We start from the raw sequence: 25,168 nt of genomic DNA on the forward strand, positions 1-25,168 counted from the left end.
TACTATGAACATGAACTACGAAACCATTTATCAAGCAAATAAAGAGGAAAAACTTTTTGGTCGATACATAACGCTAAAGCATATTGAAGATTTAATTTTTAAGTATCCTTATCAAGTTATTGGAAAATCAGTTTTAGGAAAACCTATTTATAAACTTGAATTTGGAACGGGTAAAACTAAGATTTTCATGTGGTCACAAATGCATGGAAACGAAAGTACTACAACCAAAGCGTTATTTGATTTCATCAATTTTTTGCACAGTAATACAACCGAAAGTAATACTATTTTAAACAATTTTACTTTTTGTTTGTTGCCAATGCTAAATCCCGATGGTGCCGAACTTTACACTCGTGAAAACGCCAATAAAGTAGATTTAAATCGCGATGCACAAAACCTTTCTCAACCCGAAAGCGTTCTTCTTCGAGAAGTTTTTAATGATTTTAAACCCGATTTTTGTTATAATCTTCACGATCAACGAACTATTTTTGGCGCAGGCGAAACAGGAAAACCAGCAACCGTTTCATTTTTAGCACCAGCTTATAATGACGAACGAGAAATTAACGAAGTTAGGAGCAAAGCCATTGAAGTAATTGTGGCAATGAACGAAACTTTGCAACAATTTATTCCAAATCAGGTTGGACGCTTTGACGATTCATTTAATATAAATTGTATAGGCGATACCTTTCAATCGATGAATGTTCCAACAATTTTATTTGAAGCTGGACATTTTCAAGGCGATTACGATAGGGAATTCTCACGAAAATTTATTTTTATCGCATTACTTTCTGGAATTAAATATATCAACGAAAACGATATAGTTCTTAATAAAATCCAAAAATATTTGCATATTCCGCAAAATAAAGTCGTTTTTTATGACTTTGTTTATAAAAATGTCAAAATAAATTATGATAATTTAGAAAAAAGCATCAATTTTGCAGCTCAATATAAAGAAGTTCTAAGCGAAGGGAAAATTTTATTCGAAGCTTATATTGTTCAGATTGATGATTTAGAAAAACATTTTGGACACATTGAGTTTGATGCAAAAAACAAATTGTATCACGATAATGTTAAAAATATTCCGATAATTGGTCAGAAAGCTGATTTTTATTTAGAAAAAAGCATTAGATTTGTTAATGGATTAATGATTTAGCATAGATTTCTTTTTATTGATGTTGAAAATGTATTTTCCGATTTTTAAATTTGATAAATAATAAATACCTTAAAAATGAGTAAGTTTAAATTAGATGAAGTTGATTTACAAATTTTAGACATGTTGATTGACAATACTAGAATTCCTTTTACTGATATTGCAAAAAAACTTTTAATTTCTGCTGGAACAGTTCACGTTAGAGTTAAAAAGATGGAAGACCAAGGTATTATTATGGGTTCATCGCTTTCGCTTGATTACGAAAAACTAGGATATTCATTTATTGCTTATGTTGGTGTGTTTTTAAATAACACTTCTCAAACTAAATTTGTTTTAGAAAGAATTAACGAAATTCCATTTGTAACGGTTGCTCATGTAACAACAGGGAAATTCAATATTTTTTGTAAAATTAGAGCAAAAGATACAAAACATGCTAAAGATGTTATCTACATGATTGATGATATTGATGGAGTTTACAGAACAGAAACTATGATTTCTTTGGAAGAAAGTATTAACGATAAAAAACGTTTAATGCACACCATTTTCCGCGAATTAGAAGACTAATCTTTTTCAATTTATATATCAAAACCTCAAGTGAAAGCTTGAGGTTTTTTTGTTTAAAACAATAGATGAAACTAATCGAGTAGAGAAGTTGATACACTCAAGAAAAAATACTATTTTTACATCCCAAACAACACTACTATGAGTCATAAAATATTGCTCACCTCCAAAGAAGTCAATATCATACTCCATCGTTTGGCTTGTCAGTTAATCGAAAACCACAACGATTTTTCAAATTCTGTTTTAATAGGAATTCAACCTCGTGGCGCTTTTTTAGCCAAAAGAATTAAGCATCTTTTAGAAAATGAATACAAAATCAGTAACATTCAGTTAGGATTTTTGGATATTACATTCTTTCGCGATGATTTTAGAAGAAATACCAATCCATTAGAAGCCAATAAAACCCAAATTGATTTTTTGGTAGAAAATAAAAAAGTCGTTTTTATAGACGATGTTCTTTTCACCGGAAGAAGTATCAATGCTGCTTTGACTGCGGTTCAATCCTTTGGACGACCATCAGAAGTGGAACTTCTTGTGCTAATTGATAGACGATTTAGTCGCCATTTGCCTATTCAACCCGATTATCGCGGTCGCCAAGTTGATGCTATTGAAGATGAAAAAGTAAAGGTTTGCTGGAGCGAAAATGATGGCGAAGATGCGGTTTATTTAATTTAAAGAAAATTATCTCACACTGAGCGCAGTCGAAGTGTTTCAAATAAAATAATACAACATACAACAACACAACTAAAATGTCCGAATTAACAGTTAACCACTTATTAGGCATAAAATATCTCAAAAAACAAGACATCGATTTGATTTTTGAAACGGCTGATCATTTTAAAGAAGTGATTAATCGCCCAATCAAAAAAGTGCCTTCACTTCGTGATATTACTATTGCCAATATCTTTTTTGAAAATAGTACGCGAACCAAATTATCATTTGAATTAGCTCAAAAACGTCTTTCTGCGGATGTGATTAGTTTTTCTGCGGCGCAATCCTCAGTAAAAAAAGGAGAAACGTTAATCGATACGGTAAACAATATACTTTCGATGAAAGTCGATATGGTTGTGATGCGACATGCTAATCCTGGTGCGGCTTATTTTTTGTCAAAAAATGTAAACGCAAGTATTGTTAATGCTGGCGATGGCGCACACGAGCATCCAACACAAGCGTTACTAGATAGTTTTTCAATCAGAGAAAAATTAGGCGAAGTTGGTGGAAAAAAAGTAGTGATTGTTGGTGATATTCTACATTCTAGAGTTGCACTTTCTAATATTTATGCGTTGCAAATGCAAGGCGCAGAAGTAAAAGTTTGTGGACCAAAAACACTAATTCCAAAATATATTGAAAGTCTTGGTGTAACTGTTGAACCTAATCTTAGAAAAGCACTTGAATGGTGTGATGTTGCTAATATGCTTCGAGTGCAAAACGAACGAATGGATGTGAATTATTTTCCGTCAACTCGTGAATATGCACAACAATATGGTGTTGATAAAGCGTTGCTCAATTCGCTGAATAAAGAAATTGTAATCATGCATCCTGGACCAATTAATCGTGGTGTAGAAATCACTTCTGATGTTGCCGATTCGCAACAATCGGTGATATTAGACCAAGTAGAAAACGGAGTTGCCGTTCGAATGGCAGTAATTTATCTTTTAGCTTCAAAGATTAAACAATAATCACGTTGTATCATCTTTTTTTGAGTTTTTTTGTCATTCCGACGAAGGAGGAATCTCATAAAACCAATTATCTATACTTGTTAAGCAATATTTTTTATATATTTGAAAATCAAATATTTTTATGAAAAAACTCTACTTTTTATTCTTTTTAGTTTTTGGATTGTATGCTTATGCTCAAAATCCTAACGATATAGTTTATATTCCTGATTTAGCTTTTAAACATAAATTATTAAATTCTAATACATCATTACCTTTTGCAACTGACTTTAATGATAATAATGTTGCCGTAGATATAAATAATGATGGACAAATACAAGTTAGTGAAGCGTTACTTATTAAAAAACTTGATGTGAATGGTTCTTATGGGCCAAATATTGAACATATAAGTGATTTTACTGGAATTGAAGCTTTTGTGAATTTAGAAAGTCTTAAGTGTAGTTTTAACTTTTTGACAATACTAAATATAAGTAACCTCATTCATTTGAAAGAACTTGTATGTGATTATAATCAACTCACATCACTAAATATTTCTACGTTAACAAATCTTGAAAAATTAAATTGTGCTTTTAATTCTCAAGTAGGATTGATTAACTTTTCTGGATTGTCATATTTAAAAGATGTCAATATATCTGGAATTGGATTGTTAGAATTACCTGATTTATCATCATTAGTTAATTTAGAAATATTAAATTGTTCATATAATAGTTTGTCAAATATAGACCTCACAGCATTTTCAAGTCTTCATAGTTTAGCATGTTATAACAACCAGCTAACCTCATTGAATATTGATGGTTTGGATTTTACAAATATAGCATGTGGTAATAATCCTCAACTGCCTTCAATTAATTTTAATAATTTTATTAATCTAATTAATTTAGATTGCTCTGGTAACATATTACAAGGAACACTTGATTTATCAAATTGCTCACAACTACAGACTTTAAATTGTTCTAATTCAAACTTAAGTGAATTATTGTTAAGTGATTCTGCTAATTTATTGATGTTAGATTGTAGTAATAATAATTTAACTACATTATTTATTAATGGAATTACTTATAATTTCATTTTTGAGTTTATTTTCGGAATACATTTTTATAACAACCCTAGCTTGACTTATATATGTGTTGGTGATTCTATGGTTGATTATATCCAAAACATAATTAATCAATATGGATATAATAATACTTGTCTTGTAAATACTTATTGTTCCTTTGTGCCTGGAGGAACCTATTATATTGTACAAGGAAACACAAGATTTGATAGTTATAATAACGGTTGTGATGATGATAATAACAATAATTTGCCTAATCAAAGTTTTGCTATTTCAGATGGAACAAACAACGGGATTTTAATTGCAAATACTACTGGTGCTTATTCCATCCCTTTTCAATCAGGTAGTCATACAGTTACTCCTGTTTTTGAAAATTCAAATTATTTTACTGCTTCGCCAAATTCGGTAACGGTTAGTTTTCCAACGGCAACAAGTCCTTATACTCAAAACTTTTGTATTACTGCAAATGGTGTAAAAAATGATTTGGAAGTTACAGTTATTCCAGTTAGTGTAGCACGTCCAGGTTTTGATGCTACCTATAAAATCATTTATAAAAACAAAGGAAATCAAGTGGCAAATGGTTCGTTGAGTTTTAGTTTTGATGATACTGTGATGGATTTGGTTTCGGTAATTCCTGTTAATAATAATTCAGCAACAAACAGTTTAAGTTGGAATTATACTAATCTTAATCCGTTTGAAACTAGAGAAATTGATTTGGTATTCAATATCAATTCGCCAATGGAAACTCCAGCGGTTAATGGCGATGATGTTTTACATTATACAGCAACTATCGTTGGCGCAACTGATGAAACACCAAATGATAATACGTTTACATTAAACCAAACGGTTGTTAACTCGTATGATCCAAATGATAAAACCTGTTTAGAAGGCGCAACGATTACGCCAAGTATGGTTGGTCAATATGTTCATTATGTTATCCGTTTTGAAAATACAGGAACATATCCAGCGGAAAACATTGTGGTAGCTGATGTAATTGATGCAACAAAATTTGATATTACTACTTTGGTTCCACAACGCGGTAGTCATGATTTTTACACCAGAATAAATGGTAACAAAGTAGAATTCATTTTTGAGAATATTAATCTTCCGTTTGATGATGCTAACAATGACGGTTATGTTGCCTTTAAAATCAAAACAAAATCAACGTTGGTTTTAGGAAATATGTTTACGAATTCAGCTAGTATATATTTTGATTATAATTTCCCAATAATAACTGATCCAGCTACGACAACTGTTGCTGCTTTAAGTAATCAAGACTTTGATTTTGGAACTTATTTTACACTTTATCCAAATCCTGCAAAAGATGTTCTAAACTTCGAAATAAAGAACGAAATAGGAGTGAAGTCGGTTTCGGTTTACAATACTTTGGGACAAATAGTGATTGCAATTACCAATGTAGATAATCTAAAAGACATCGATGTTTCTAATTTAACCGCAGGAAGTTACTTTGTAAAGGTTTACACTGACAAAGGAAACGCAGTAAGTAAATTTATTAAGCAGTAAACGTCACTTCGAGTGATTTTCTGGAGAGAAACGAAGGAAAATTGTATCGAGAAGTTTCGGGTTTTAGTTCTCGATACATTTTTTGTTCCATTGCATTAAACAAAAAAATACTCGAACAGACGAAAAGGAAGCAATAAAAAAGCCTCAAATTTTTGAGGCTTTTTTGTTTGTTATTCTGTTTTAAGATTTCTAAGTTGTTTTAGCTTTTCTTTCCAAGTTGATAATTCTTCTTTTTGTCTTTCGATGTTTTTCATTACTTCTTTTACCATTGGATTATCTGCTTTTGCATTGGCAAAAAACTGAATATTGTTTTCCAATTGGAAGATTTCATGTTGTACTTCGTCAATTTTTCGCATGATGAAAACTTTTTCATTGTCAAGTCTTCTCGTATCAGAATTGGCTAAATTATCTAATCGATTAGCAAATCGAGCCATTTCGTTGTCTTTTTTACTTGCGCTTAATTTTTCGAATAATACATCAAGAATTTTATTGAATTTTCCTTCGATATGACGTTTAGGAAATGGAACTTTTCCAAAACCTTTCCATGTTTCGATATGCGCTTTAATCGCATCTAAATCGGTTTTGTGATCACCAACAAGTTCAAAACTTCTCAAGGTTTCAAGATAATTCTTTTTATTTTCAAAAGCAGCAGCTTCGTCTTCGTTAACTTCTGATTTTTGCTCTTTTAGTTTTTCGAAATATTCATTACATGCTGCTCTAAATTCAGTCCACAAAGTATCAGAAAACTTTCTTGGAACGTGTCCGATAGTTTTCCATTCTTCTTGAATTTGCTTCATTAACGGTGTTGTTGCAGCAAAATCTGTTGAATCTTTAAGTTCTTGTGCTTTGGCAACTAAAGCTTGCTTTTTAGAAAGATTATCGTTTTGGTCTTTCTTAATTTCTTTGTAGAAAGAATTCTTTAAAACGTTGAAATTTCTAACAGCCGTTTTAAATGCTGCCCAAGTTTCTTCGTTTACCTCGGCTGGAACTTTTCCTGTTTTGAAAAACGCTTCTCTTAACGCTTCTACTTTTTCAATTTGAGCCAACCAAGCATTATGAGAATTTACTTTTTCTTGTGCCAAAACCTCAATTTGAGCAATCAAATCTTTTTTGGTAACCAAATTGTTTGCTTCAATTTCACGGAATTTTTCATAATAACCTTCGCGTTTGTCATGAAGTTGTTTGGTTAAATCACTGAATTTATTCCAAATTTCTTCACGGTGCTCACGAGAAACTGGTCCGATGTCTTCTTTCCAAACTCGGTGTAAGTTTTGTAATTCTCTAAACGATTTATTGATGTCTTCCTCGTGAAGTAATTCTTCAACACGAGCAATGATTTTTTGTTTTTGTTCCAAATTGTGTTTGAAATCCAAATCGCGAATTTCTCTATCCAAATGCAGAATGTCATAAAAATTCTCTAAATGAAAGTGATAGTTATTCCAAACGTGGTTGTATTTGTCTTTTGGAATTGGTCCAGCCACTTTCCAACGTTCTCTAATATCGTTAAATTGTTTTAGCGTTGTAGAAATGTTTTCTTGACTATGAACCAAATTCTTTAATTCTTCAACAATTTCCAGTCTTTTTTGAAGATTAGATTTCAATGAATTTTGAATGCTGTTGAAATGCGCATTTTTTCTATCTCTAAACTGAGAATATAATTGATCAAATTTTGTTTTTAGTGGAAAATGATAATGGAAATCTTCAGTTGTTTCTGGATTTTCAGCATGAAATTCTTCTTTCTTTTCATCAATAAAATGATGATATTTAGACAAGAAAGATTTCTTTAATTCTTCAACATGATCTTTAACCGACATTACTTTTTCAACCGTTACAAGATTTTCCAATTCGGAAATCATTTGTTCCATTGATAAAGTTTCATAATCAAGCATTGGAATTTCGTGACGTTCTTTTAGAGTTTCGTCTTCGCTTTCTTCTGCATTTACACTTTCGATTGCTTCAACTGCCGAATTGCTTCCGGTTTCAATAACTAAAGTATCGTCAGCTACTTGTTCATCAGTAAGTTCAATTACATTTTCTGTAGTTTCTTCTACAGTTTCAGTACTTGTTTCTTGCTGAATTTCAACTTCTTCCGAAATAGTTTCTACAGCTTCTTCGCTAGTTTCTATTGCAATTTCTTGATTTTCTGTTGGAGCTAAATCATTTTGATTATTTGCCAAATTTCCATCTGCTTCTTGCAGGTTATCATTCTTTTCTTCTAACATTTTTTGAAATGTATTAAAAGGTTACACAAAATTTAAAGGCGAAAGATAGTAAACTGTGGCTAAACTGCAAAGAAAATCAGCGTTTTCTACAGTTTTGACGAAATAAAAACGTTCTGTCACCAAAGCAACAGAACGTTTAATTTACTATCTTTTTTTGATATTAGTTGATTACTATCTTTTTAGTAACTGATTGATTGTTTGAGTTTAATTGCAAAAAGTAAAATCCTTTTGGCAAATTTGAAACTGAATAATTGGTATCAATGCTCATAGGTTTTTTAATTTGTTGCATTAATTGACCGTTTACGCTAATTACATTGATTTCATCTAAATTAGCTTCAGTTGTGATGTTTATCGTTCCATCATTTGATGGATTTGGATGAATAGCTGTTGCATTTAACGAGTTAAAAGTTTCTGTATTCAATAAACTTCCCCAAATTGACATTGCATATTCAGGATGATCAATGAATGGGTTTCGGTTGTTTTGACGCGCATAAACGGCATCATTTCTGTCTCTTTCTCTTTGGCTAACGGGATCATTGTTGTGCCAAGTTAGTAAAACATTAATAGCTTGACTAGTAAATACTTGATTGCTTGTATTGTTGAACATTGCATAATTCCATCCAGCAACTTGGTCTTGGTATCTTACTGCAAAATATAAAATCATTCTAGCGATATCGCCTTTGAACTCATCAATTGGTTCGAAAACGGTTCCGGTATATCCAGCAGAATAACCAGAATTTAAGTTTTGTCCTTTTTTTGTACCGTTAGAATAGGTATTAGTAGCTGTGTTTACTTTGCTAAATGGCCAATTATCTCGTTGAGCATTTACATATTTATCTGATGGAACCACAAAATGGGCATCAGAATACATTGGTGTTGCTGAGTTAAATACAGATTGAGGAATTAAATGTTCTCTGTTGTATCTTTGACATTCTGCATTTCCCAATGTTCCATCATCTTGCAATCCACCGCCATAAACATATTCACATTCAGATCCAGTTGGATTTTCAGTGTACATGTCTAACATTGTTCCGTTGTTTTCGTAATAATTATCAACGTCAGATGTTAAATAGGTTGTATATAAACCTCCGTAACCTCTGTCGGTATGATTATTAATAATATTGAACAATTGTGTTTTTAAAGTATAACCTGTTCCTGTTGCGGTATTGTAATATCCTGTTGGAATTGTATTAACACTATATGTACTTTGACTGTAGCTAATTCCGCTTAAAAGGATTAATAAAGTTGTAATTATTTTTTTCATAAATTTATTTTCTTTCTAATAATGCCATGTAAAATCCGTCAAAACCACTTTCTGAAGCTAGTAGTTTTGAATCTTTTACAAATGTAAAGTTTTTACCACTTTCGGTGGTTAAGAAATGCTTAATTTGTTCCTGATTTTCAGATGGTAAGATAGAACAAGTGGCATAAACTAGTTTTCCACCAGGTTTTACCATTTTAGAATAATTTTCTAGAACTTCGGCTTGTGTTTTTTTGATATTATCAATAAACTCAGGTTGTAATTTCCATTTGCTATCAGGGTTTCTTTTTAAAACACCTAAACCGCTACATGGTGCGTCAATTAGAACTCTATCGGCTTTTTCGTGAAGTTTTTTGATAACTTTTGTACTGTCAATAATTCGATATTCGATATTAAAAGCGCCGTTTCTTTTAGCTCTAAGTTTTAATTGCTTTAGTTTGCTTTCGTATAAATCCATTGCAATTAATTGACCTTTGTTTTCCATTAGTGAAGCCATGTGAAGTGTTTTTCCACCTGCGCCAGCACAAGTATCAATAACTCTCATTCCTGGTTTTACATCAAGAAAAGCAGCAACCAATTGAGATGAAGCATCTTGTACTTCAAACAAACCTTCTTTGAAAGCATCGGTTAAAAATACATTTGCTCTTTCGGTTAAAACTAAAGCATCGGGTTGATCTTTTAAAAACTCAGTTTCAATGTTTAAATCCATCAAAATGGCACGAAGCTTTTCTTTGGTGGTTTTTAACGTATTCACTCTAAGGATTACTTTGGCTTGTTGATTTTGGGCTGCAATTTCTTTGGTCCAAAGTTCTTCTCCTAATTCTTTTATACCTAATTCATCCATCCAATCTGGAATAGATTCACGGTATTTTCTGATTTTGGATAATTCGTCAAAACGTCCTTTGATTTTTCGTGTTGGTGTTCCTTCAAGTTGTCTCCAATCTGGAATTGGATAACCACGAAGAACTGCCCAAACAGCAAAAATTCTCCACAATTGGTCTCGGTCAAACGGTTCTTTAACTTCGGCAATTTCCATATACAATCGTTTCCAACGAACGATTTCGTATATGGTTTCGGCAACAAACTTTCTGTCGGAACTTCCCCAACGTTTGTCTTTTTTTAAGGCACGAGCAACAACTTTATCGGCATATTCACCTTCGTTGAAGATGGCGTTTAAAGAATCAATCGTGGTGTAAACAAGGTTTCTGTGTAATCGCATTTGTAAAAAAATCAGCCAGCAAAGATATTGCTTTTACTGTAAAGAAAAAAAGTATTCTTTGGTTAGAATACTTTTTAACTTTTTTAATCGCAAGATTTGTCTATTCTTCGCATTTCAATTTTTTCTGGTGCATGAAGAACGAGCGGAAATTGCTCTATTTTTACGGAACTACTGTCTAATCCAAATGCTTTTTCTTCGGATAAACTGAATTTTTTCATAGTAAAATAAGTATTCATCACTATTTTTTCGAAGAAAGTTAAATCACTATCGTTTGAAAGGAATTTTTCAGAAAGTACAAATTTAAAGTCACCAATGATATGATTTTTACTTAATGATTCATATCGACTGGTAATGTCAACTTCACCACGTTGTACCATTTCTTTAATTACTTGTTTGAACATCAAGTTAATTTTGGTTGGTTCTCTAAATCCTAAATAAAAATCAATTCGATATAAATCGTCTTTGATAATCTCAGTAACTTTATACTCTTTTTTATACGGTTCGCTCAAAATGTTTACGTGAATAAACCAGTATAAATCAGCACGTTTTGGTCTTTTTTGAAGAATGGAATACATTACTTTTTCTTCTATTTCATCGCTTCGGTTAGAATTGGTCATGTAAACCAAATGCGTAGCATATTTTGGAATAGATAAATCAACGCTCAACTCAGCAAGAACTTTCTTGTAATCGTTGATTTTGACAATTTTAGTATAACTTTTGCTGATCTTTTTAGCCAAAAACCACGTTGACATTATACCAATTAAGAAAATTGCAATCACAATGGTAACATAACCACCTTCCATGAATTTGGTTATATTGGCAATTAAAAAACTCACTTCAATAATGACATAAATAGATATTATTGGTGCAATGAAATACCATTTTACACGTTTCATTATCAAATAAAAATTCAATAGTGTTGTAGTCATCATCATACCTAGAATAATGGATAATCCATAGGCATGTTCCATATATTTAGATTCTTTGAAGTAAAGAATAATTCCTACACAACCTACAAATAGTAACCAGTTTATAGAAGGAATGTACAACTGACCTTTTACGTCAGTTGGATAATTGATTTTTACTTTTGGCCAAAAATTCAATCGCATCGCTTCATTTATCAACGTAAACGATCCGCTAATCAACGCTTGCGAAGCAATAATCGCTGCTAATGTTGCTACAACAATTCCAATTGGTTGAAACCATTCCGCCATGATTAAATAGAATGGGTTAGGGTTGTGGTCGTTTAAATGAGCCAAAGTATCACCATTGTGTTGCAACAAATAAGCACCTTGACCAAAATAATTTAGAACTAAAGTTGTTTTTACAAAAGCCCAACTTACTCTAATATTTTTTCGTCCACAATGTCCCATATCAGAATACAACGATTCTGCTCCAGTGGTACAAAGGAAAACAGCTCCAAGGATGAAAAATCCATGACCAGAAACTTCGGATGTTAAAAGTTTATAAGCATAATAAGGATTGATGGCTTTTAAAACTTCAAAGTTTTGAGTAATTTGAATAACACCAAGAACGCCAAGCATTGAAAACCAAACTAGCATTACTGGTGAGAAAAACTTGGTCACAATTTTGGCTCCAAATTGTTGAATGGTAAATAAAACAAAGAGAATCGCAATTACAATTGGAATAGTTGGAATATCGGGTTCAAAGATTAAAAGTCCTTCAACTGCTGATGAAACTGAGATTGGCGGCGTAATAATTCCTTCGGCTAAAAGCAAACTTCCACCAATAATAGCAGGAACAATCAACCATTGAATTTTTGTTCTCTTTACTAACGAATACAACGAAAATATTCCACCTTCGCCATGATTATCAGCATTTAAAGTGATGATAACATATTTCAATGTAGTTTGAAGTGTTAAGGTCCAAATGATACACGAAAGTCCACCAAGAATTAGTTCAGAATTGATGATATTGTCACCAATTATGGATTTCATTACATATAAAGGTGATGTTCCAATGTCACCATAAATTATTCCTAAAGTTAATAACAAACCAGCGGCAGAAAGCCTTGAATGCAAATTTTGATGACTATGAGAACTCATAATATAATGTTAAAGAATGCAAATTTAGATGTTTTTAAAATATTTAGTTTCTTTTATGTTTAATTATTTTTAAAAACAAAAGCCGATGCAAATTACATCGGCTTTTGACCACAAATATTCAAACGCAGTTTAACCTCGTCTGTTTCCTCCTGAATTTCCTTGGCTTCGTCCAGAATTTTCTTGGCTTCTGCCTGAATTTCCTCTTTTTTCAGATAGATTTCTATTGCTTGAAGAACTTCTTTGAACCTCTGAACTTCTATTGCTTTCACTTCTTTGAGAAAGATTTCTAGGCGTTTCATTTCTTTTACTTTCAACTCGATTGCTGTTGCTTCTTGGAGTAGCAGTTTCATTTCTTGAAACACTGTTATTTCTTGGTGTAACTGTTTCGCTTCTATTTATTGCGTTATTTCGTGTTGCATTAATTTCTCTAACTTCATTTCGATTTGAATTTCCTCTTGTAGAATTTTCGGTTCTAACACTGTTGTTTCTTGATGTAACGCTTTCATTTCGAGTTACAGCATTGTCTCTTGTAGCAATAGTAGTTCTTCCTGTTTCATTTCTAACTGCGTTATTTCTTCCGCTGATAGCTGTATTTCTTGTTGCTAATTCGCTACGTTGAGAAACTGTTCTAACATTTCTTTTTTGGTCTAATTCATATCGGTTGCTATAATTTACATTTCTAACAGCAAACGAACGGTTTGGATGTTTTACTTCATAAGCACTTCCGCGTCTTCCACCATTATAGTAGTTGTTGTACACATTTTGACATCTACGAACATTTACGTAGTTATAATGATGATGCACGTTTATATATAAACCAATGTGACTTCTGTATCTAAATATTGGAAACGGACGCCAAGCATAATAATAAGTTGGATAATAACCCCAATACCATGTTGACCAATATGGTCTGTAATTTGAAACCCAAAAATTAGAGTAAATTACAGGTGTAAATGAATAAACTGGCTCATAAATATAGTTGTTACCATACATGAAAACGTTACCTACAACTTGTACTTGAATACGGTTGTTTCTGTCTTTTTCAACTTCAACGGTGGCAATGTCTTGAAACATATCGCGACCTAAAACCGATTGAATTACAATCAAATGCGCATTTCCTTCAACAGTTTCAATAACTCTCAAATAATCAACCTGATTATCGCCATTCAAATCAAGATTTGAAATTGGAACTTCGGGATTGTTTAATCGTCTTTCAAAATCTGCTAAATCTTTAGAATCTCCAAAGATGGAAGCTACAGCTCTTAAATCAAGATTATCGCTAATCTCACTGTTATTAGCTGTAACAGTAGTTCTGTCTTGAGCAAAAACTGATGTAATGCTAACAATCGACAGTAAAGCCAGAGTTAAAAATTTCGTTTTCATAATATATATAATTTGCGTTCATAAAATAGTTATAACGAAATATCCAATTACTATGCCACAAAAATTATTTTAAGGTAAGTTTAACATTGTCAAAAGCATTATCTTAGCTGAAAATGTAATCTATGAAGCGATACCAATTGAGTTTTTTAATAGTAATTATTTTTATTTTAACTTTCTGTAAATCAAATTTTAAAAGTAATTTTTCAGAGGTTAAAAGTATTTCAATCGATACGGTTTTAAACCAAAAGATAAGTATCAGAGCAATTTTAGTTGATAACGATAAAATTTGGTTTGCCGGAAACGGAAATAAATTTGGATTTTATGATGCTAAAGCAAATAAACTCCAAATGGAAACCATTACTGATACTTCAAAACTTGAATTTAGAAGCATTGCTCAAAATGATGTTGCAGTTTTTATTACTAATATTGGAAATCCAGCAACAGTTTTCAGGATTAATAAATCCAATTTAAAAGTTGAAAAGGTTTATTCAGAAACGCATGAAAAAGTGTTTTATGACAGTATGAATTTTTGGAATAATGACGAAGGAATTCTAATTGGCGATCCAATCTCCAATTGTCTTTCGATAGTAATTACTCGAAATGGTGGCAAAACTTGGCAAAAAGTTCCTTGCGAAAATCTTCCCAAAACGGTTGAAGGCGAAGCTGCTTTTGCCGCAAGTAATACCAATGTTATAATTAAAGGAAATCATTGTTGGATAGTTTCTGGCGGAGTAAAATCGAGAGTTTTTTATTCTTCGGATAAAGGAAAAACGTGGCAAGTTTTTGAAACGCCAATCGTTCAAGGTCAAGCCATGACTGGAATTTTTACTGCCGATTTTTATGATGAAAAAATAGGTTTCATTGCAGGTGGAAATTATGAAATTCCAACGCAGAATTTTCAAAACAAAGCCATTACTTTCGATGGTGGAAAAACATGGAATTTAGTAGCCGAAAATCAAGGATTTGGATATGCTTCGTGCATTCAATTTGTGCCAAATTCTGATGGAAAAGAACTCATTTCCGTTGGCGCAACAGGTTTGCATTATTCATCCGATTTTGGAAAAACATGGAAACAATTTTCAACCGATAATTCACTTTACACAATACGTTTTGTTTCACCAAATCTAGTTTTCGCCGCTGGAAAAGATAAAATTGTTAGAATTCAATTGAAACGATAGACTTTTATTCTACAAAGAGTAAAATCTGTGAAGATTTGTGAAATCTGTGTTCAATTATCTATTCCTTTTATTTAGGTATTGTTGCAACAATTTTCTATTGAAATCTTCTTCGGCTTTTTTCAATTTCAAAATTTTTACTGCTGGAATAACCGATTTTAAGTTACTGATGAACTTTTTTCTCAACTGATGCAATTCTTCTTCGCTGCTTTCCATTTGAGATAATAGTGTTGCAGCTTCTTTTTCGGAAACAATATCAAAATTTTCGCTGTCCATTCTGTCCAAATACGATTTCATTTTGGTACGTCTAATTTCGCTTTGTTTCTCGTCGAATGCATTATACAAAGGCCAAAATTTAGCCGATTCGTCAGCGGTTAAATCCAATTCACTTGTAATAAAAGCAACTTTAAGCGATTTGACTTGTTCCTTTTTTTGCTTCATTAATCTTCCGTTTTGAGCAAAGGAAATAATTGAAGTTAAAATTAAAATTAATGAAAGTATATTTCTTGTTTTCATAATGTTAGTTTATTATATAATGTTCTAAATTGGTGTTGTTTATCATCGTTTCTTCCAAAATATCATCCTGAATATCAAGATCGATTTGTATTTTTTCGATATCTTCTTTTTCTAATAATTCTAATAAATCATATTCTGAAACAGTTGTATTTCGAGCAATATAATTTTCTAAAAATTCAGCATCAAGCGTTTCGGTCGATTGTGATTGTTGATAAAAAACAACCGAAAGACTAATGGCTAAAACTGCCGCAATACCATAAAACCAAGTCTTTCTTTTTTGGAAGATAGAAATAACTTTGGGTTCGTTTTTGGGTAAATTAGCATTAATTTTTTTGGATAAATCATCAAAATAACCTTCAGGAGTTTTAAATCCCGAAGTAATTTTTGGTTCATTATCTAATCTAAATTCTTTCATAATTGTTTGACTTTTATAATTCCAAATGGTTTAATTTCCATTCATAAATTCTTCTATTTTTTTAACCGCATGATGATAGGAAGCTTTCAACGCACCAACCGATGTTCCTAAAATCTCCGACATATCTTCGTATTTTATTTCTTCAAAATATTTCATTTTAAAAACCAATTGTTGTTTTTCGGGTAAATTAGCAATCGCTTTTTGGAGTTTGAATTGAATTTCGTCTCCGTCAAAATAACTGTCAGCTTTAAGATTGTCTACAATTTTACTTAGCAATTCTTCGCTGGTTGTGTTGTTTTTCTTTGCTTTTTGGTTCAAAAAACTAATCGCTTCATTGGTGGCAATTCGATACATCCACGAGAAAAGTTTGCTTTCGCCTTTAAAATTTTTAAGATTTTGAAAAACTTTTATAAAGGTATTTTGCAAAACATCATCGGCATCATCGTGGTTTAAAACAATGTTTCTAATGTGATTGTAAAGTGGTTTTTGATATTCGCGTAGCAACTTTTGAAACGCTTCATTTTGCGTTTTCGGGTTGAGTAACTCAGCGATAAAAACCTTTTCGTCTTGCAACCTATTGTAATTTTAGTATTAGAATAAAATTAATCGAAAAGGTTTAATCTTGCATCAAAAATTATGGAATTTCTTCTGGAGTTGTTGTTTGCGGTTCAGGTTGCGTTTCTGTTCTTGGTGTTGAAATTGGTGTTGAAACGTTTGATACTGTAGGAGTTACTGGAACAGCTTTTGGAAAAACAGGAATGTACAATTCGGTTATCCATTTTGACGGATTTTTTACATCGTCAATAGTTTTCGAGTAAACTTCTATATATTTTCCGGCAAAATTTTGTTTAAAATCATTGTCGGTAATATGCTTTTGGGCTTTTTTCCAAGTTTCAGCTAAATGCGAATAATCGCCAGTTAAAGTGGTTTTCAGGCAAGTAAACGCTTCCATTTCGCCTGATTGCATATCGCTATTGGTATCTAGAAAAACTTTTTTCGCTGTTGGAATACAAACCGAAAAGTTTACAATATCATTGGCATAATCAATGTTGTTATAGATTACAAAAGGTTTTCCCGCCATTTGAATGTTATTCTTTTTGAAAAAATATACCATTCGTGGCAAAACGATTTTAATGTTTCTGATAAGACTTTTTTGCTTACAAGAATAGGTTTGTTTCAAGAAAAATCCCGAATTTCGTTGCGCTACACCATTTACTTTTATCGAAAAAGTCTTCATTTCATAGCGAAGAGTTTTATCAAGATTGGCTAGACTTTGCTCATAATTATTACCAATAACATTTTTAATTCCACCTTTAAAAAAGCTGGTAATTTTGGTCATTAAATTAATCGTTCCTTTGGTTGTCCAAGTTACTTTTGTGCCGCCAATGGTATCTTTAAATTTCCAATTTACTTCCGATGGCATTCCGTCCAAAGTCATTTTTTGAGCAATGCTATCGTTTTCTTTTACAAAAAACGTTTTCATAAAACCGTTGCCATCATTGCCTTGCCAAGAATAACTTGCGCCAATTCCCATTGTCTTTGCAGGATAAGTAAACGTCATTTCGGGATCGTTTTTTTTCCAAGAACTAAAAGTTTCCCAGTTTTTATAATCGTTTACATACTCAAAAACAATCATTCTTGGTGCTTTTACAACTTTGGAACGCGTTACAGCATAATCACCTTTTTGGGTTAAGATATAAACCGTTAGTCCAATGAAGGAAAGTACTACTATAAGAAAAAGATATTTTAGGATTTGCATGGTCGTTTAAACTTGACACAAATTTATAAATTAAATTCTGTCTTTCGGAAAGCATTTTTTTATATTTGTTAGACACCATTTTTTTATTGCTTATGAATACTTCAAAGACAAAATCAGAGTTAAGAGCCGTTTTATTTCAACATTTAGACGGAATTACAACTGTTCCAGTAGCTTATTCGTTATACAAAAAAGGAATTTTGGATTATTTTCTTGAAATAAAGGAAACTACTTTGAGCGAATTAACCCAAAAGTATAATGCTAACGAAGGCTATTTGAATGTGGCTTTGCGTGTTTTGGCTTCGCAAGGTTGGTTAATTCAAACCATAAATGAAGTATCAAATGAGGTAACTTTTTCGGTTTCAGAGAAAAGCGAGATTGCCTTTGAATTGGTAAAAAACTATGAAGATGTTTTCAATTTGATGCAGTTTTCAGAGAAATTTCATCCGCGAAAATTTGAAATTGAACCTTTTGAATTGTTGAATTCTTATTTCAGAAAATATAAAAATCAGTATGACATTGTTTTTTCTGAAGATGAAAAGGTTAAAGAAATTCAGCAGCAGATTTTAATTCATATCGAAGGAAATCTGGTTGGACCAACGATTGTAATGCTTGGAATGAGCGGCATGTTTCATAAATATTTTATGGAAACGTCCTTTCGTCCGGAAGAGTTTCATAAAAATCCCGAATGTTTCAAAGAGATTTTAGACTTTTTGACTTATTTAGGTTGGTTTACCAAGAAAAACGAAAATTATCAATTTACTGAAACCGGATTGTTTTTTGCTAAAAGAGCAACGGCTTATGGCGTGACGGTTTCCTATATTCCAACGTTGCGAAAAATGGACGAATTGCTTTTTGGAAATCCGTCAATTCTCAGAAATATAGGCGAACACGAAACCGAGCTTCATGTAGATAGAGAAATGAATGTTTGGGGAAGTGGCGGCGCACATTCGGAGTATTTTAAAATTGTGGACGAAGTCATTATCAGTTTGTTTAATCGACCAATTGCCGAACAACCGAAAGGAATTCTTGATATGGGTTGTGGAAACGGCGCGTTTATCCAGCATATTTTTGAAGTGATTGAACGACAAACGTTACGTGGCAAAATGCTTGATGATTATCCGTTGTTTTTGGTTGGCGTTGATTATAACGAAGCTGCGCTTAAAGTTACGCGTGCTAATTTGATTAAAGCCGATATTTGGGCAAAAGTAATTTGGGGAGATATTGGTCGACCAGATGTTTTGGCGCAAACCTTGAAAGATGATTATGCTATTGATTTGAAAGAATTACTCAATGTTAGAACTTTTCTTGATCATAACCGAATTTGGGAAAATCCAAAAACCAAAACGCCTAATAGAATTAGTCAATCGAGTGGAGCTTTTGCACATCGTGGAAACCGAATTTTGAATGCCGATGTTGAAGATAATCTGCTGGAACATTTGCAAAAATGGAAACCATTTGTAGAAAAATTTGGTTTGCTAATTATTGAATTGCATACCATTTCTCCCGATTTAACTGCTAAAAATTTAGGACGAACTGCCGCAACAGCTTATGATGCTACGCACGGATTTTCAGACCAATATATTGTAGAAATTGAAGTCTTGCACAAAGTTGCAGCCGAAGCTGGATTGTTTTCTGATAATGACTTTTTTACCAAATTTCCCAACTCAGATTTGGCAACAGTAAGCGTGAATTTATTTAAAGGAAAACCTTAGCGTTTCATTACAAATTTTATCAAAAAAAGCATAACGACAAATAGCAAAAAACCTATAAGAATTTTATAACTTCCTTTATAAAACTTTTGGTGTAGCGCTTTGTCTTTTCCATAAGCAAAGTAAATAGCTACGACGAAAGCTACAAAAAACAGTGCGGCAAAAATCCATTGACCAGTTGTGAACATTTATTTCAAATTTTCAACAAATTTACTGAAATGTATCCGAAAGTTGTAATTTGCGTCAACAATAAAATGAATAAAAATGCAAAAACAACTTAATGCTGTAAAAGAATTTCACACCGCTTTTGGTTTAGGAGTTAGTAACGAGATGAAAGCCGATCTAGGCGAACAAAAAAACACACTTCGTTTTAACTTAATGAAAGAAGAAAACGAAGAATATCTGGAAGCTGTTCAAAATAATGATTTGGTGGAAATAGCCGATGCGCTTGGCGATATGTTGTACATCCTTTGTGGAACGATTTTGGAACATGGTTTGCAACATAAAATTGAAGAAGTTTTTGATGAAATTCAGCGTAGCAATATGAGTAAACTAGGCGAAGACGGAAAACCTATTTACCGCGAAGATGGCAAGGTACTAAAAGGACCAAATTATTTCAAACCAAGTTTTGAGGAGATATTAAAGTAACAAAAAAGCGGTTTTCAGTGAAAACCGCTTTTTAAAAATATTTAATTTCTAAATTCTAAATTCTAAATTCTAAATTCTAAATTTAAACTTTAACCGTCCAACCAAAAGTATCTTCGGCAAGTTTATATTGAATTTTGGTCAATTTATCTTTTAATTGTAATGCAATAGAATTTTCAATTTTTGGCAATTCAAAATAATCGCCTTGGTATTGAAAACCAACAATTGGACTAACCACTGCCGCAGTTCCAGCACCGAAGATTTCTTTTAAACTTCCGTCTTTTGCAGCAGCAACTAATTCATCAACTAAAACTGAACGCACTTCAACATTAATTCCTTCGCGTTTTGCCAAATCGATTAAACTTTTTCGAGTAACACCATCAAGAATTCTCTCGCTAGTTGGCGCAGTAAACAAAGTATCATTAATTCTAAAGAAAACGTTCATCGTTCCAGCTTCTTCCAGTTTGGTATGCGTAGCATCATCGGTCCAAATGATTTGTTGGAAGCCTTTTTCCTGAGCTAATTTTTGCGGATAAAATTGTGCCGAATAGTTTCCAGCAGCTTTTGCCGCACCAATTCCGCCATTGGCAGCACGACTATAATGTTCCGCGATAATAACTTTTACTTCACCCGAATAGTATGATTTTGCAGGTGATAATATGATCATAAAACGATATTGAGTTGATGGTTGAGCAATAACTCCTGAGCCAATTGCAATCATAAAAGGTCTGATATATAAAGTATTGCCTAATCCTTTTTTAACCCAATTTTTTTCTATTTCCAAAATAGCTTTCAAACCGTCAATGAACACATTTTCAGGAACTTCAGGCATTGCCATTCTAACAGCAGATTTATTAAATCGGATGTAGTTTTCGTCTGGTCTAAACAACCAAACGTCGTTATTATCATCTTTGTAAGCTTTCATTCCTTCAAAAATAGCTTGACCATAGTGAAACACTTTTGCTGAAGGATCAATCATAAACGGTTCATAAGGTTTTATAACCGGTTTTCCCCATTGACCTTCTTTAAAATCGCAAACCAACATGTGGTCTGTAAATACACTTCCAAATGAAAGATTATCAAAATCAACGTCATTAATTTTTGAGCTATTTGCTCTAACTATATCGATTTCGTTGGTAGTTTTTAAACTCATTAAAATTTGTTTTGTAATAATTTAAAATATAAGTAATTGATTTTAAATCACTTGTAAAATAAACTATTTGTATTAGTAGTTGTGATGTTATTTTTGTAAAACTAATAAAAATATGCATCCAATTTGAATATTAAAAACTTTTTTCAAATTCGCTATTTAGATTAGATTTTGATAAAAGATTCTTAATAATTAATTAATTTTTTTACCGTTTTAATTCTCAGTCTTGTTAAACTTCTTACTTTTGTAACACTTACATTAATCGTAATTAGATCATGAAAAAAACAACTCTTTATTCTTTATTGATTATCCTTTTTATGGGATTAAATCTAAATGCACAAACAACTGTAAACACGAAGGATTATAAGCTTTTTGGAGAAAAATTTGAAGCAAAAAAAGTTTTGACCGAAAAACAAATGCTAAAAAAATACAAAAATTTGAAAAAAGGTGATAGTATAGCTGTTCAATTTGTAACCAATATTAAAGCAGTTTGCAAGAAAAAAGGTTGTTGGATGAAACTAGATTTAGGTAATAATAAAGAGTCATTTGTAAAATTTAAAGACTATGCCTTTTTTGTTCCATTAAATGCTGATAATAGTCAAGCTGTGGTTAACGGATATGCTTTTGTAGATGTAGTATCAGTTGATGAATTAAGACATTATGCAAAAGATGCAGGAAAATCTAAGGAAGAAATCAATAAAATCACTAAGCCAGAGATTACTTATTCGTTTACTGCAACAGGTGTTTACATCAAGAAGTCATAAAGTATGAAGAAGTTATTTCTGTTACTGACTGCTTTTGTTGTTATTTCTTGTCAAAAAAAGGAAGAAGAAAAAAAAGAATCTTGTACTACTGAAATCAAGGAAACTTCAAAGGATGACGATGGTTTTGAAATGTACCAAATGTCGGAAATGGCAGCTTTGATGGAACAAATGTATGTGGACAATCAACGATTAAAAGAACGTATTATAAAAGGTGATACTATTGGTCAATTTCCACAGCATTTCTTGAAAATTCACAAAGCAGTAATGACTGATGAACAAGAAAACGATGATTTTTTTAAAGAGCAAGCAGCTAAGTTTATCAAGGCGCAGGAAATGATTTATAAAGATCCAAAAAATGCCAAAGAACATTTTAACAAAGGTGTTGATGCTTGTGTTCAATGTCATCAGCAAAAATGTGGCGGACCAATTCCAAGGATTAAAAAATTATACATAAAAGAATAAGTTTGAAACGAGAAATTATTCAAACAAAAGATGGTTCGACTTCAATTTTTATTCCCGAGTGGAATGAAAGTTATCATTCTAAACACGGAGCAATTCAAGAAGCGTATCATGTATTCATAAAAAACGGGTTTTCTTTATTTGAAGCAAAACCCGTTTCTATTTTAGAAATAGGTTTTGGAACAGGTTTAAACGCTTTCATTACTTCATTGGAAGCCAAAAAAAATAACCAACAAATAAATTATGTTGGAGTAGAAGCGTATCCAATTTCTCCTGAGGAAATTTTGGCAATGAATTATGCAGCCTTAATTGATGCTAATACAATTGATGTTTTTAAAGAAATTCATCAAGCAAATTGGGAAAGCGAAAACCAAATTCATGCCAACTTTTCGTTAACCAAGCGAAAACAGTTTTTTCAAGATATTGATGATAAAGAATGTTTTGACTTAATTTATTTTGATGCTTTTGGGTTTGATGTCCAACCTGAATTATGGTCAACAGCTATTTTTATCAAAATGTATAATGCATTGAAAGTGAACGGGATTTTGGTTACCTATGCTTGCAGAACTTCAATTAAAAATGCAATGAAAGAAGCTGGTTTTGAAGTTGAAAAACTTCCTGGCGCACCAGGAAAGAGAGAAATGCTTCGGGCAAAAAAGATGCTAAAAATTTAACTTTTCTCTAAATAATTTTTAACTAACTAAACGGATGACTTACTAATTCTTTTGATTAAATTTGAAATAATACAAAAAAGCACAATTTTAGTATTCATTTTAAATTAGTTTACTATGTCAAAATCAATGTTAGTTTATACCAAAAAAGTTTTAAAAGGAGTGAGTTTTGACGTTGAGTTATTTTGTAAAGAACTCAAGAAAGCATACAAAGTTTTGTTGCCACACGAACTTGAAGAATTAACCGACTGGTTGTTGAATTTTACACAACAAAAACCAGAATTAAGACAGTGTATTTTACATATTGATTAACTATATAATATAGAAAGGGCATTTTTTTTGCTCTTTCTTTTTGAGTAAATTTGTTTTTGAAAGAAAATACATTGAAAAAATGTTAAAAAATACCGATTGTCGTGTAAATATGTATTTTATCGATGTTTTTTGTCGAAAATATTTGGTGAATAAAATTTAATCATATACTTTTATCTTGAAATAAAAATAAGATAACCCTAAATCTTAACCATTATGCCTAGAATGATCTATGATTACACTAAAACGGTGCTCGAAAGAGTGAGTTTTGATCCAGTTCTTTTTGCTAAAGAATTAAAAAAGGCAGTTAAAAATTTATTGCCTTATGAAATTGAGCAATTAAAAAGGTGGCTTCAATTTTTTATTCAAGAAAAGCCCGAATTAGAAAAGTGTTTAAAAGTTGTTAACTAAGAGTTTAAAGAGAAAAATAAGGAGTTTAAAAACTCCTTATTTTTTTTGTAACGGACTAATAATTTCCACATTTTGAAAAGCAATTGCACCTCTAACAACTCCCGAAATAGTGCTTCGTAAAGCATCAATAATATGAATTTTTAATTCATTTTTTGGATAAAGCAAACTAACTTCTCTTGCTGGTTTTGGTTCAGAAAATTGACGAAGCTTTGCTTTGTTTTTTTCGTTTAAATCCAAAGTATGTAAATAGGGAAGAAGTGTTGTTCCAAGACCTTCATCTGCGAGTTTTATTAAAGTTTCAAAACTGCCACTTTCCAGTTGAAAATGATTTTTATCGGTTTGATTTTTATTCTTGCAAAGGTTTAAAATTCCATCTCTAAAACAATGTCCATCTTGAAGCAAAAGGATTTCGTTAATGTCCAAATCATCAATTACAATTTCAGTTTTTGCAAATGTTTTATGACTTTCAGGAATATAGGCAACAAACGGTTCATAATACAGAACAACTTCCTTGATTTTTTCTTCTTCCAAAGGTGTAACGGCTATCGCTGCATCAAGATGACCGTTGTTTAATTTATCAATAATTTCGTTGGTGTTTAACTCTTCAATGATGAGGTTTACTTTTGGGTATTTTTTGATAAAATTGTTTAAAAACATTGGTAAAAGCGTTGGCATAACCGTTGGAATAATTCCCAATCTAAATTCGCCACCAATAAATCCTTTTTGCTGGTCAACAATATCTTTAATTCTATCGGCTTCGTTAACGATATTCTTGGCTTGATTGACAATTTTTTGACCAATTTCCGTTAGTTGGATAGGTTTTTTTGTTCGGTCAAATATTTGAATACCAAGTTCTTCTTCTACTTTTTGTATTTGCATGCTTAAAGTAGGTTGAGTAACAAAGCATTTTTCGGCTGCGAGCGTAAAATTTTTATGTTCGGCTACTGCCAAAACGTATTGTAATTGAGTAATTGTCATTTATAGTAAATTTTGATACAAATATAAAAACTATCAATTTAATTTATAGTGATAATTGTCATTTTATGTCGAAATTTGATTTAATAAATTTGTT

General features: G+C 31.8%; 25 protein-coding genes. 13 read left to right on the forward strand and 12 right to left on the reverse strand.

What is annotated here, in order from left to right:
* Nucleotides 1-10: 10 nt before the first annotated feature.
* From G6042_RS12975 to G6042_RS12995, 5 genes are all read left to right on the forward strand, one after another.
* Nucleotides 11-1,150: a M14 family metallopeptidase gene (locus G6042_RS12975; protein ID WP_169525102.1), complete on the forward strand. Its 1,140-nt coding sequence runs from the start codon at nt 11-13 to the stop codon at nt 1,148-1,150.
* A gap of 75 nt (nt 1,151-1,225) precedes the next feature.
* Entirely contained in the window at nt 1,226-1,711 is a 486-nt protein-coding gene (locus G6042_RS12980; RefSeq protein ID WP_169524872.1) for an Lrp/AsnC family transcriptional regulator, read from the forward strand.
* 138 nt (nt 1,712-1,849) lie between these two features.
* Nucleotides 1,850-2,383, forward strand: coding sequence for a bifunctional pyr operon transcriptional regulator/uracil phosphoribosyltransferase PyrR (gene pyrR / locus G6042_RS12985; protein WP_169524873.1), 534 nt, complete (start codon nt 1,850-1,852; stop codon nt 2,381-2,383).
* A 74-nt stretch (nt 2,384-2,457) separates the two neighbouring features.
* Nucleotides 2,458-3,387: an aspartate carbamoyltransferase catalytic subunit gene (locus G6042_RS12990; protein ID WP_169524874.1), complete on the forward strand. Its 930-nt coding sequence runs from the start codon at nt 2,458-2,460 to the stop codon at nt 3,385-3,387.
* Nucleotides 3,388-3,508: 121 nt separating this feature from the next.
* Nucleotides 3,509-5,962 carry a DUF7619 domain-containing protein gene (locus G6042_RS12995; RefSeq protein WP_169524875.1) on the forward strand — a complete coding sequence of 818 codons (2,454 nt, stop codon included), beginning with the start codon at nt 3,509-3,511 and terminating at the stop codon, nt 5,960-5,962.
* Between the two features lie 170 nt (nt 5,963-6,132).
* Here G6042_RS12995 and G6042_RS13000 read toward each other — a convergent pair whose 3' ends face one another.
* The 5 genes from G6042_RS13000 to G6042_RS13020 form a co-directional block, all read right to left on the reverse strand.
* A complete protein-coding gene (locus G6042_RS13000; RefSeq protein WP_169524876.1) occupies nt 6,133-8,184 on the reverse strand; it encodes a DUF349 domain-containing protein in 2,052 nt (683 codons plus the stop codon).
* 160 nt (nt 8,185-8,344) lie between these two features.
* Entirely contained in the window at nt 8,345-9,448 is a 1,104-nt protein-coding gene (locus G6042_RS13005) for an endonuclease (RefSeq protein ID WP_169524877.1), read from the reverse strand.
* A gap of 4 nt (nt 9,449-9,452) precedes the next feature.
* On the reverse strand, nt 9,453-10,664 hold the full coding sequence (locus G6042_RS13010) for an RsmB/NOP family class I SAM-dependent RNA methyltransferase (protein ID WP_169524878.1): 1,212 nt from the start codon (nt 10,662-10,664) through the stop codon (nt 9,453-9,455).
* Nucleotides 10,665-10,747: 83 nt separating this feature from the next.
* On the reverse strand, nt 10,748-12,730 hold the full coding sequence (locus G6042_RS13015) for a KUP/HAK/KT family potassium transporter (protein ID WP_169524879.1): 1,983 nt from the start codon (nt 12,728-12,730) through the stop codon (nt 10,748-10,750).
* 129 nt (nt 12,731-12,859) lie between these two features.
* Complete coding sequence (locus G6042_RS13020; protein ID WP_169524880.1) at nt 12,860-14,113, reverse strand: hypothetical protein; 1,254 nt, start codon at nt 14,111-14,113, stop codon at nt 12,860-12,862.
* Between the two features lie 122 nt (nt 14,114-14,235).
* On the opposite strand from G6042_RS13020, the gene G6042_RS13025 reads away from it, so the two are divergent.
* The gene (locus G6042_RS13025; RefSeq protein WP_169524881.1) at nt 14,236-15,291 is read left to right on the forward strand and encodes a sialidase family protein; all 1,056 of its coding nucleotides are present in this window, start codon (nt 14,236-14,238) and stop codon (nt 15,289-15,291) included.
* Nucleotides 15,292-15,345: 54 nt separating this feature from the next.
* On the opposite strand, the gene G6042_RS13030 is transcribed toward G6042_RS13025, so the two are convergent.
* From G6042_RS13030 to G6042_RS13045, 4 genes are all read right to left on the reverse strand, one after another.
* Entirely contained in the window at nt 15,346-15,804 is a 459-nt protein-coding gene (locus tag G6042_RS13030; protein ID WP_169524882.1) for a sensor of ECF-type sigma factor, read from the reverse strand.
* Between the two features lie 4 nt (nt 15,805-15,808).
* Nucleotides 15,809-16,219, reverse strand: coding sequence for a hypothetical protein (locus G6042_RS13035; RefSeq protein WP_169524883.1), 411 nt, complete (start codon nt 16,217-16,219; stop codon nt 15,809-15,811).
* A 30-nt stretch (nt 16,220-16,249) separates the two neighbouring features.
* A complete protein-coding gene (locus G6042_RS13040; RefSeq protein WP_169524884.1) occupies nt 16,250-16,792 on the reverse strand; it encodes an RNA polymerase sigma factor in 543 nt (180 codons plus the stop codon).
* A 61-nt stretch (nt 16,793-16,853) separates the two neighbouring features.
* On the reverse strand, nt 16,854-17,978 hold the full coding sequence (locus G6042_RS13045) for an SRPBCC family protein (protein ID WP_169524885.1): 1,125 nt from the start codon (nt 17,976-17,978) through the stop codon (nt 16,854-16,856).
* Nucleotides 17,979-18,070: 92 nt separating this feature from the next.
* Between G6042_RS13045 and G6042_RS13050 the strand changes: the two genes are divergently transcribed.
* On the forward strand, nt 18,071-19,690 hold the full coding sequence (locus tag G6042_RS13050; protein WP_169524886.1) for a class I SAM-dependent methyltransferase: 1,620 nt from the start codon (nt 18,071-18,073) through the stop codon (nt 19,688-19,690).
* Here the strand turns inward: G6042_RS13050 and G6042_RS13055 are convergent.
* Nucleotides 19,687-19,875 (reverse strand): hypothetical protein, encoded by a 189-nt coding sequence (locus G6042_RS13055; RefSeq protein ID WP_169524887.1) that lies wholly within the window; start codon nt 19,873-19,875, stop codon nt 19,687-19,689. The two genes, G6042_RS13050 and G6042_RS13055, sit on opposite strands and share 4 nt — an antisense overlap.
* 76 nt (nt 19,876-19,951) lie before the next feature.
* Here G6042_RS13055 and G6042_RS13060 point away from each other — a divergent pair, with 76 nt between their 5' ends.
* Entirely contained in the window at nt 19,952-20,335 is a 384-nt protein-coding gene (locus tag G6042_RS13060; protein ID WP_169524888.1) for a pyrophosphohydrolase domain-containing protein, read from the forward strand.
* An 82-nt stretch (nt 20,336-20,417) separates the two neighbouring features.
* On the opposite strand, the gene G6042_RS13065 is transcribed toward G6042_RS13060, so the two are convergent.
* Complete coding sequence (locus G6042_RS13065; protein ID WP_169524889.1) at nt 20,418-21,485, reverse strand: branched-chain amino acid aminotransferase; 1,068 nt, start codon at nt 21,483-21,485, stop codon at nt 20,418-20,420.
* Between the two features lie 272 nt (nt 21,486-21,757).
* Between G6042_RS13065 and G6042_RS13070 the strand changes: the two genes are divergently transcribed.
* From G6042_RS13070 to G6042_RS13090, 5 genes are all read left to right on the forward strand, one after another.
* On the forward strand, nt 21,758-22,246 hold the full coding sequence (locus tag G6042_RS13070) for a DUF4920 domain-containing protein (protein ID WP_169524890.1): 489 nt from the start codon (nt 21,758-21,760) through the stop codon (nt 22,244-22,246).
* 3 nt (nt 22,247-22,249) lie between these two features.
* Nucleotides 22,250-22,708, forward strand: coding sequence for a hypothetical protein (locus G6042_RS13075; RefSeq protein WP_169524891.1), 459 nt, complete (start codon nt 22,250-22,252; stop codon nt 22,706-22,708).
* Between the two features lie 2 nt (nt 22,709-22,710).
* Nucleotides 22,711-23,379, forward strand: a complete 669-nt coding sequence (gene mnmD, locus G6042_RS13080) for a tRNA (5-methylaminomethyl-2-thiouridine)(34)-methyltransferase MnmD (protein ID WP_169524892.1) — start codon at nt 22,711-22,713, stop codon at nt 23,377-23,379.
* A 114-nt stretch (nt 23,380-23,493) separates the two neighbouring features.
* Nucleotides 23,494-23,688, forward strand: coding sequence for a hypothetical protein (locus G6042_RS13085; RefSeq protein ID WP_169524893.1), 195 nt, complete (start codon nt 23,494-23,496; stop codon nt 23,686-23,688).
* Between the two features lie 213 nt (nt 23,689-23,901).
* Nucleotides 23,902-24,096 carry a hypothetical protein gene (locus G6042_RS13090; protein WP_169524894.1) on the forward strand — a complete coding sequence of 65 codons (195 nt, stop codon included), beginning with the start codon at nt 23,902-23,904 and terminating at the stop codon, nt 24,094-24,096.
* 36 nt (nt 24,097-24,132) lie between these two features.
* Here the strand turns inward: G6042_RS13090 and G6042_RS13095 are convergent, their stop codons facing one another.
* Complete coding sequence (locus G6042_RS13095) at nt 24,133-25,074, reverse strand: LysR substrate-binding domain-containing protein (RefSeq protein WP_169524895.1); 942 nt, start codon at nt 25,072-25,074, stop codon at nt 24,133-24,135.
* Nucleotides 25,075-25,168: the final 94 nt, after the last annotated feature.

The sequence above is a fragment of the Flavobacterium solisilvae genome (assembly GCF_012911605.1).
In the GTDB taxonomy this organism is placed as follows: Bacteria; Bacteroidota; Bacteroidia; order Flavobacteriales; family Flavobacteriaceae; genus Flavobacterium; species Flavobacterium solisilvae.

Coding starts and splice junctions, on each gene's coding strand:
- G6042_RS12980 (WP_169524872.1), top strand. CDS start 1,226: ATGAGTAAGTTTAAATTAGATGAAGTTGATTTACAAATTTTAGACATG.
- G6042_RS13090 (WP_169524894.1), top strand. CDS start 23,902: ATGCCTAGAATGATCTATGATTACACTAAAACGGTGCTCGAAAGAGTG.
- G6042_RS13010 (WP_169524878.1), bottom strand. CDS start 10,664: ATGCGATTACACAGAAACCTTGTTTACACCACGATTGATTCTTTAAAC.
- G6042_RS13070 (WP_169524890.1), top strand. CDS start 21,758: ATGAAAAAAACAACTCTTTATTCTTTATTGATTATCCTTTTTATGGGA.
- G6042_RS12975 (WP_169525102.1), top strand. CDS start 11: ATGAACTACGAAACCATTTATCAAGCAAATAAAGAGGAAAAACTTTTT.
- G6042_RS13030 (WP_169524882.1), bottom strand. CDS start 15,804: ATGAAAACAAGAAATATACTTTCATTAATTTTAATTTTAACTTCAATT.
- G6042_RS13000 (WP_169524876.1), bottom strand. CDS start 8,184: ATGTTAGAAGAAAAGAATGATAACCTGCAAGAAGCAGATGGAAATTTG.
- G6042_RS12990 (WP_169524874.1), top strand. CDS start 2,458: ATGTCCGAATTAACAGTTAACCACTTATTAGGCATAAAATATCTCAAA.
- G6042_RS13025 (WP_169524881.1), top strand. CDS start 14,236: ATGAAGCGATACCAATTGAGTTTTTTAATAGTAATTATTTTTATTTTA.
- G6042_RS12995 (WP_169524875.1), top strand. CDS start 3,509: ATGAAAAAACTCTACTTTTTATTCTTTTTAGTTTTTGGATTGTATGCT.
- G6042_RS13020 (WP_169524880.1), bottom strand. CDS start 14,113: ATGAAAACGAAATTTTTAACTCTGGCTTTACTGTCGATTGTTAGCATT.
- G6042_RS13095 (WP_169524895.1), bottom strand. CDS start 25,074: ATGACAATTACTCAATTACAATACGTTTTGGCAGTAGCCGAACATAAA.
- G6042_RS13035 (WP_169524883.1), bottom strand. CDS start 16,219: ATGAAAGAATTTAGATTAGATAATGAACCAAAAATTACTTCGGGATTT.
- G6042_RS13065 (WP_169524889.1), bottom strand. CDS start 21,485: ATGAGTTTAAAAACTACCAACGAAATCGATATAGTTAGAGCAAATAGC.
- G6042_RS13055 (WP_169524887.1), bottom strand. CDS start 19,875: ATGTTCACAACTGGTCAATGGATTTTTGCCGCACTGTTTTTTGTAGCT.
- G6042_RS13050 (WP_169524886.1), top strand. CDS start 18,071: ATGAATACTTCAAAGACAAAATCAGAGTTAAGAGCCGTTTTATTTCAA.
- G6042_RS13085 (WP_169524893.1), top strand. CDS start 23,494: ATGTCAAAATCAATGTTAGTTTATACCAAAAAAGTTTTAAAAGGAGTG.
- pyrR (WP_169524873.1), top strand. CDS start 1,850: ATGAGTCATAAAATATTGCTCACCTCCAAAGAAGTCAATATCATACTC.
- G6042_RS13005 (WP_169524877.1), bottom strand. CDS start 9,448: ATGAAAAAAATAATTACAACTTTATTAATCCTTTTAAGCGGAATTAGC.
- G6042_RS13045 (WP_169524885.1), bottom strand. CDS start 17,978: ATGCAAATCCTAAAATATCTTTTTCTTATAGTAGTACTTTCCTTCATT.
- G6042_RS13075 (WP_169524891.1), top strand. CDS start 22,250: ATGAAGAAGTTATTTCTGTTACTGACTGCTTTTGTTGTTATTTCTTGT.
- G6042_RS13015 (WP_169524879.1), bottom strand. CDS start 12,730: ATGAGTTCTCATAGTCATCAAAATTTGCATTCAAGGCTTTCTGCCGCT.
- G6042_RS13060 (WP_169524888.1), top strand. CDS start 19,952: ATGCAAAAACAACTTAATGCTGTAAAAGAATTTCACACCGCTTTTGGT.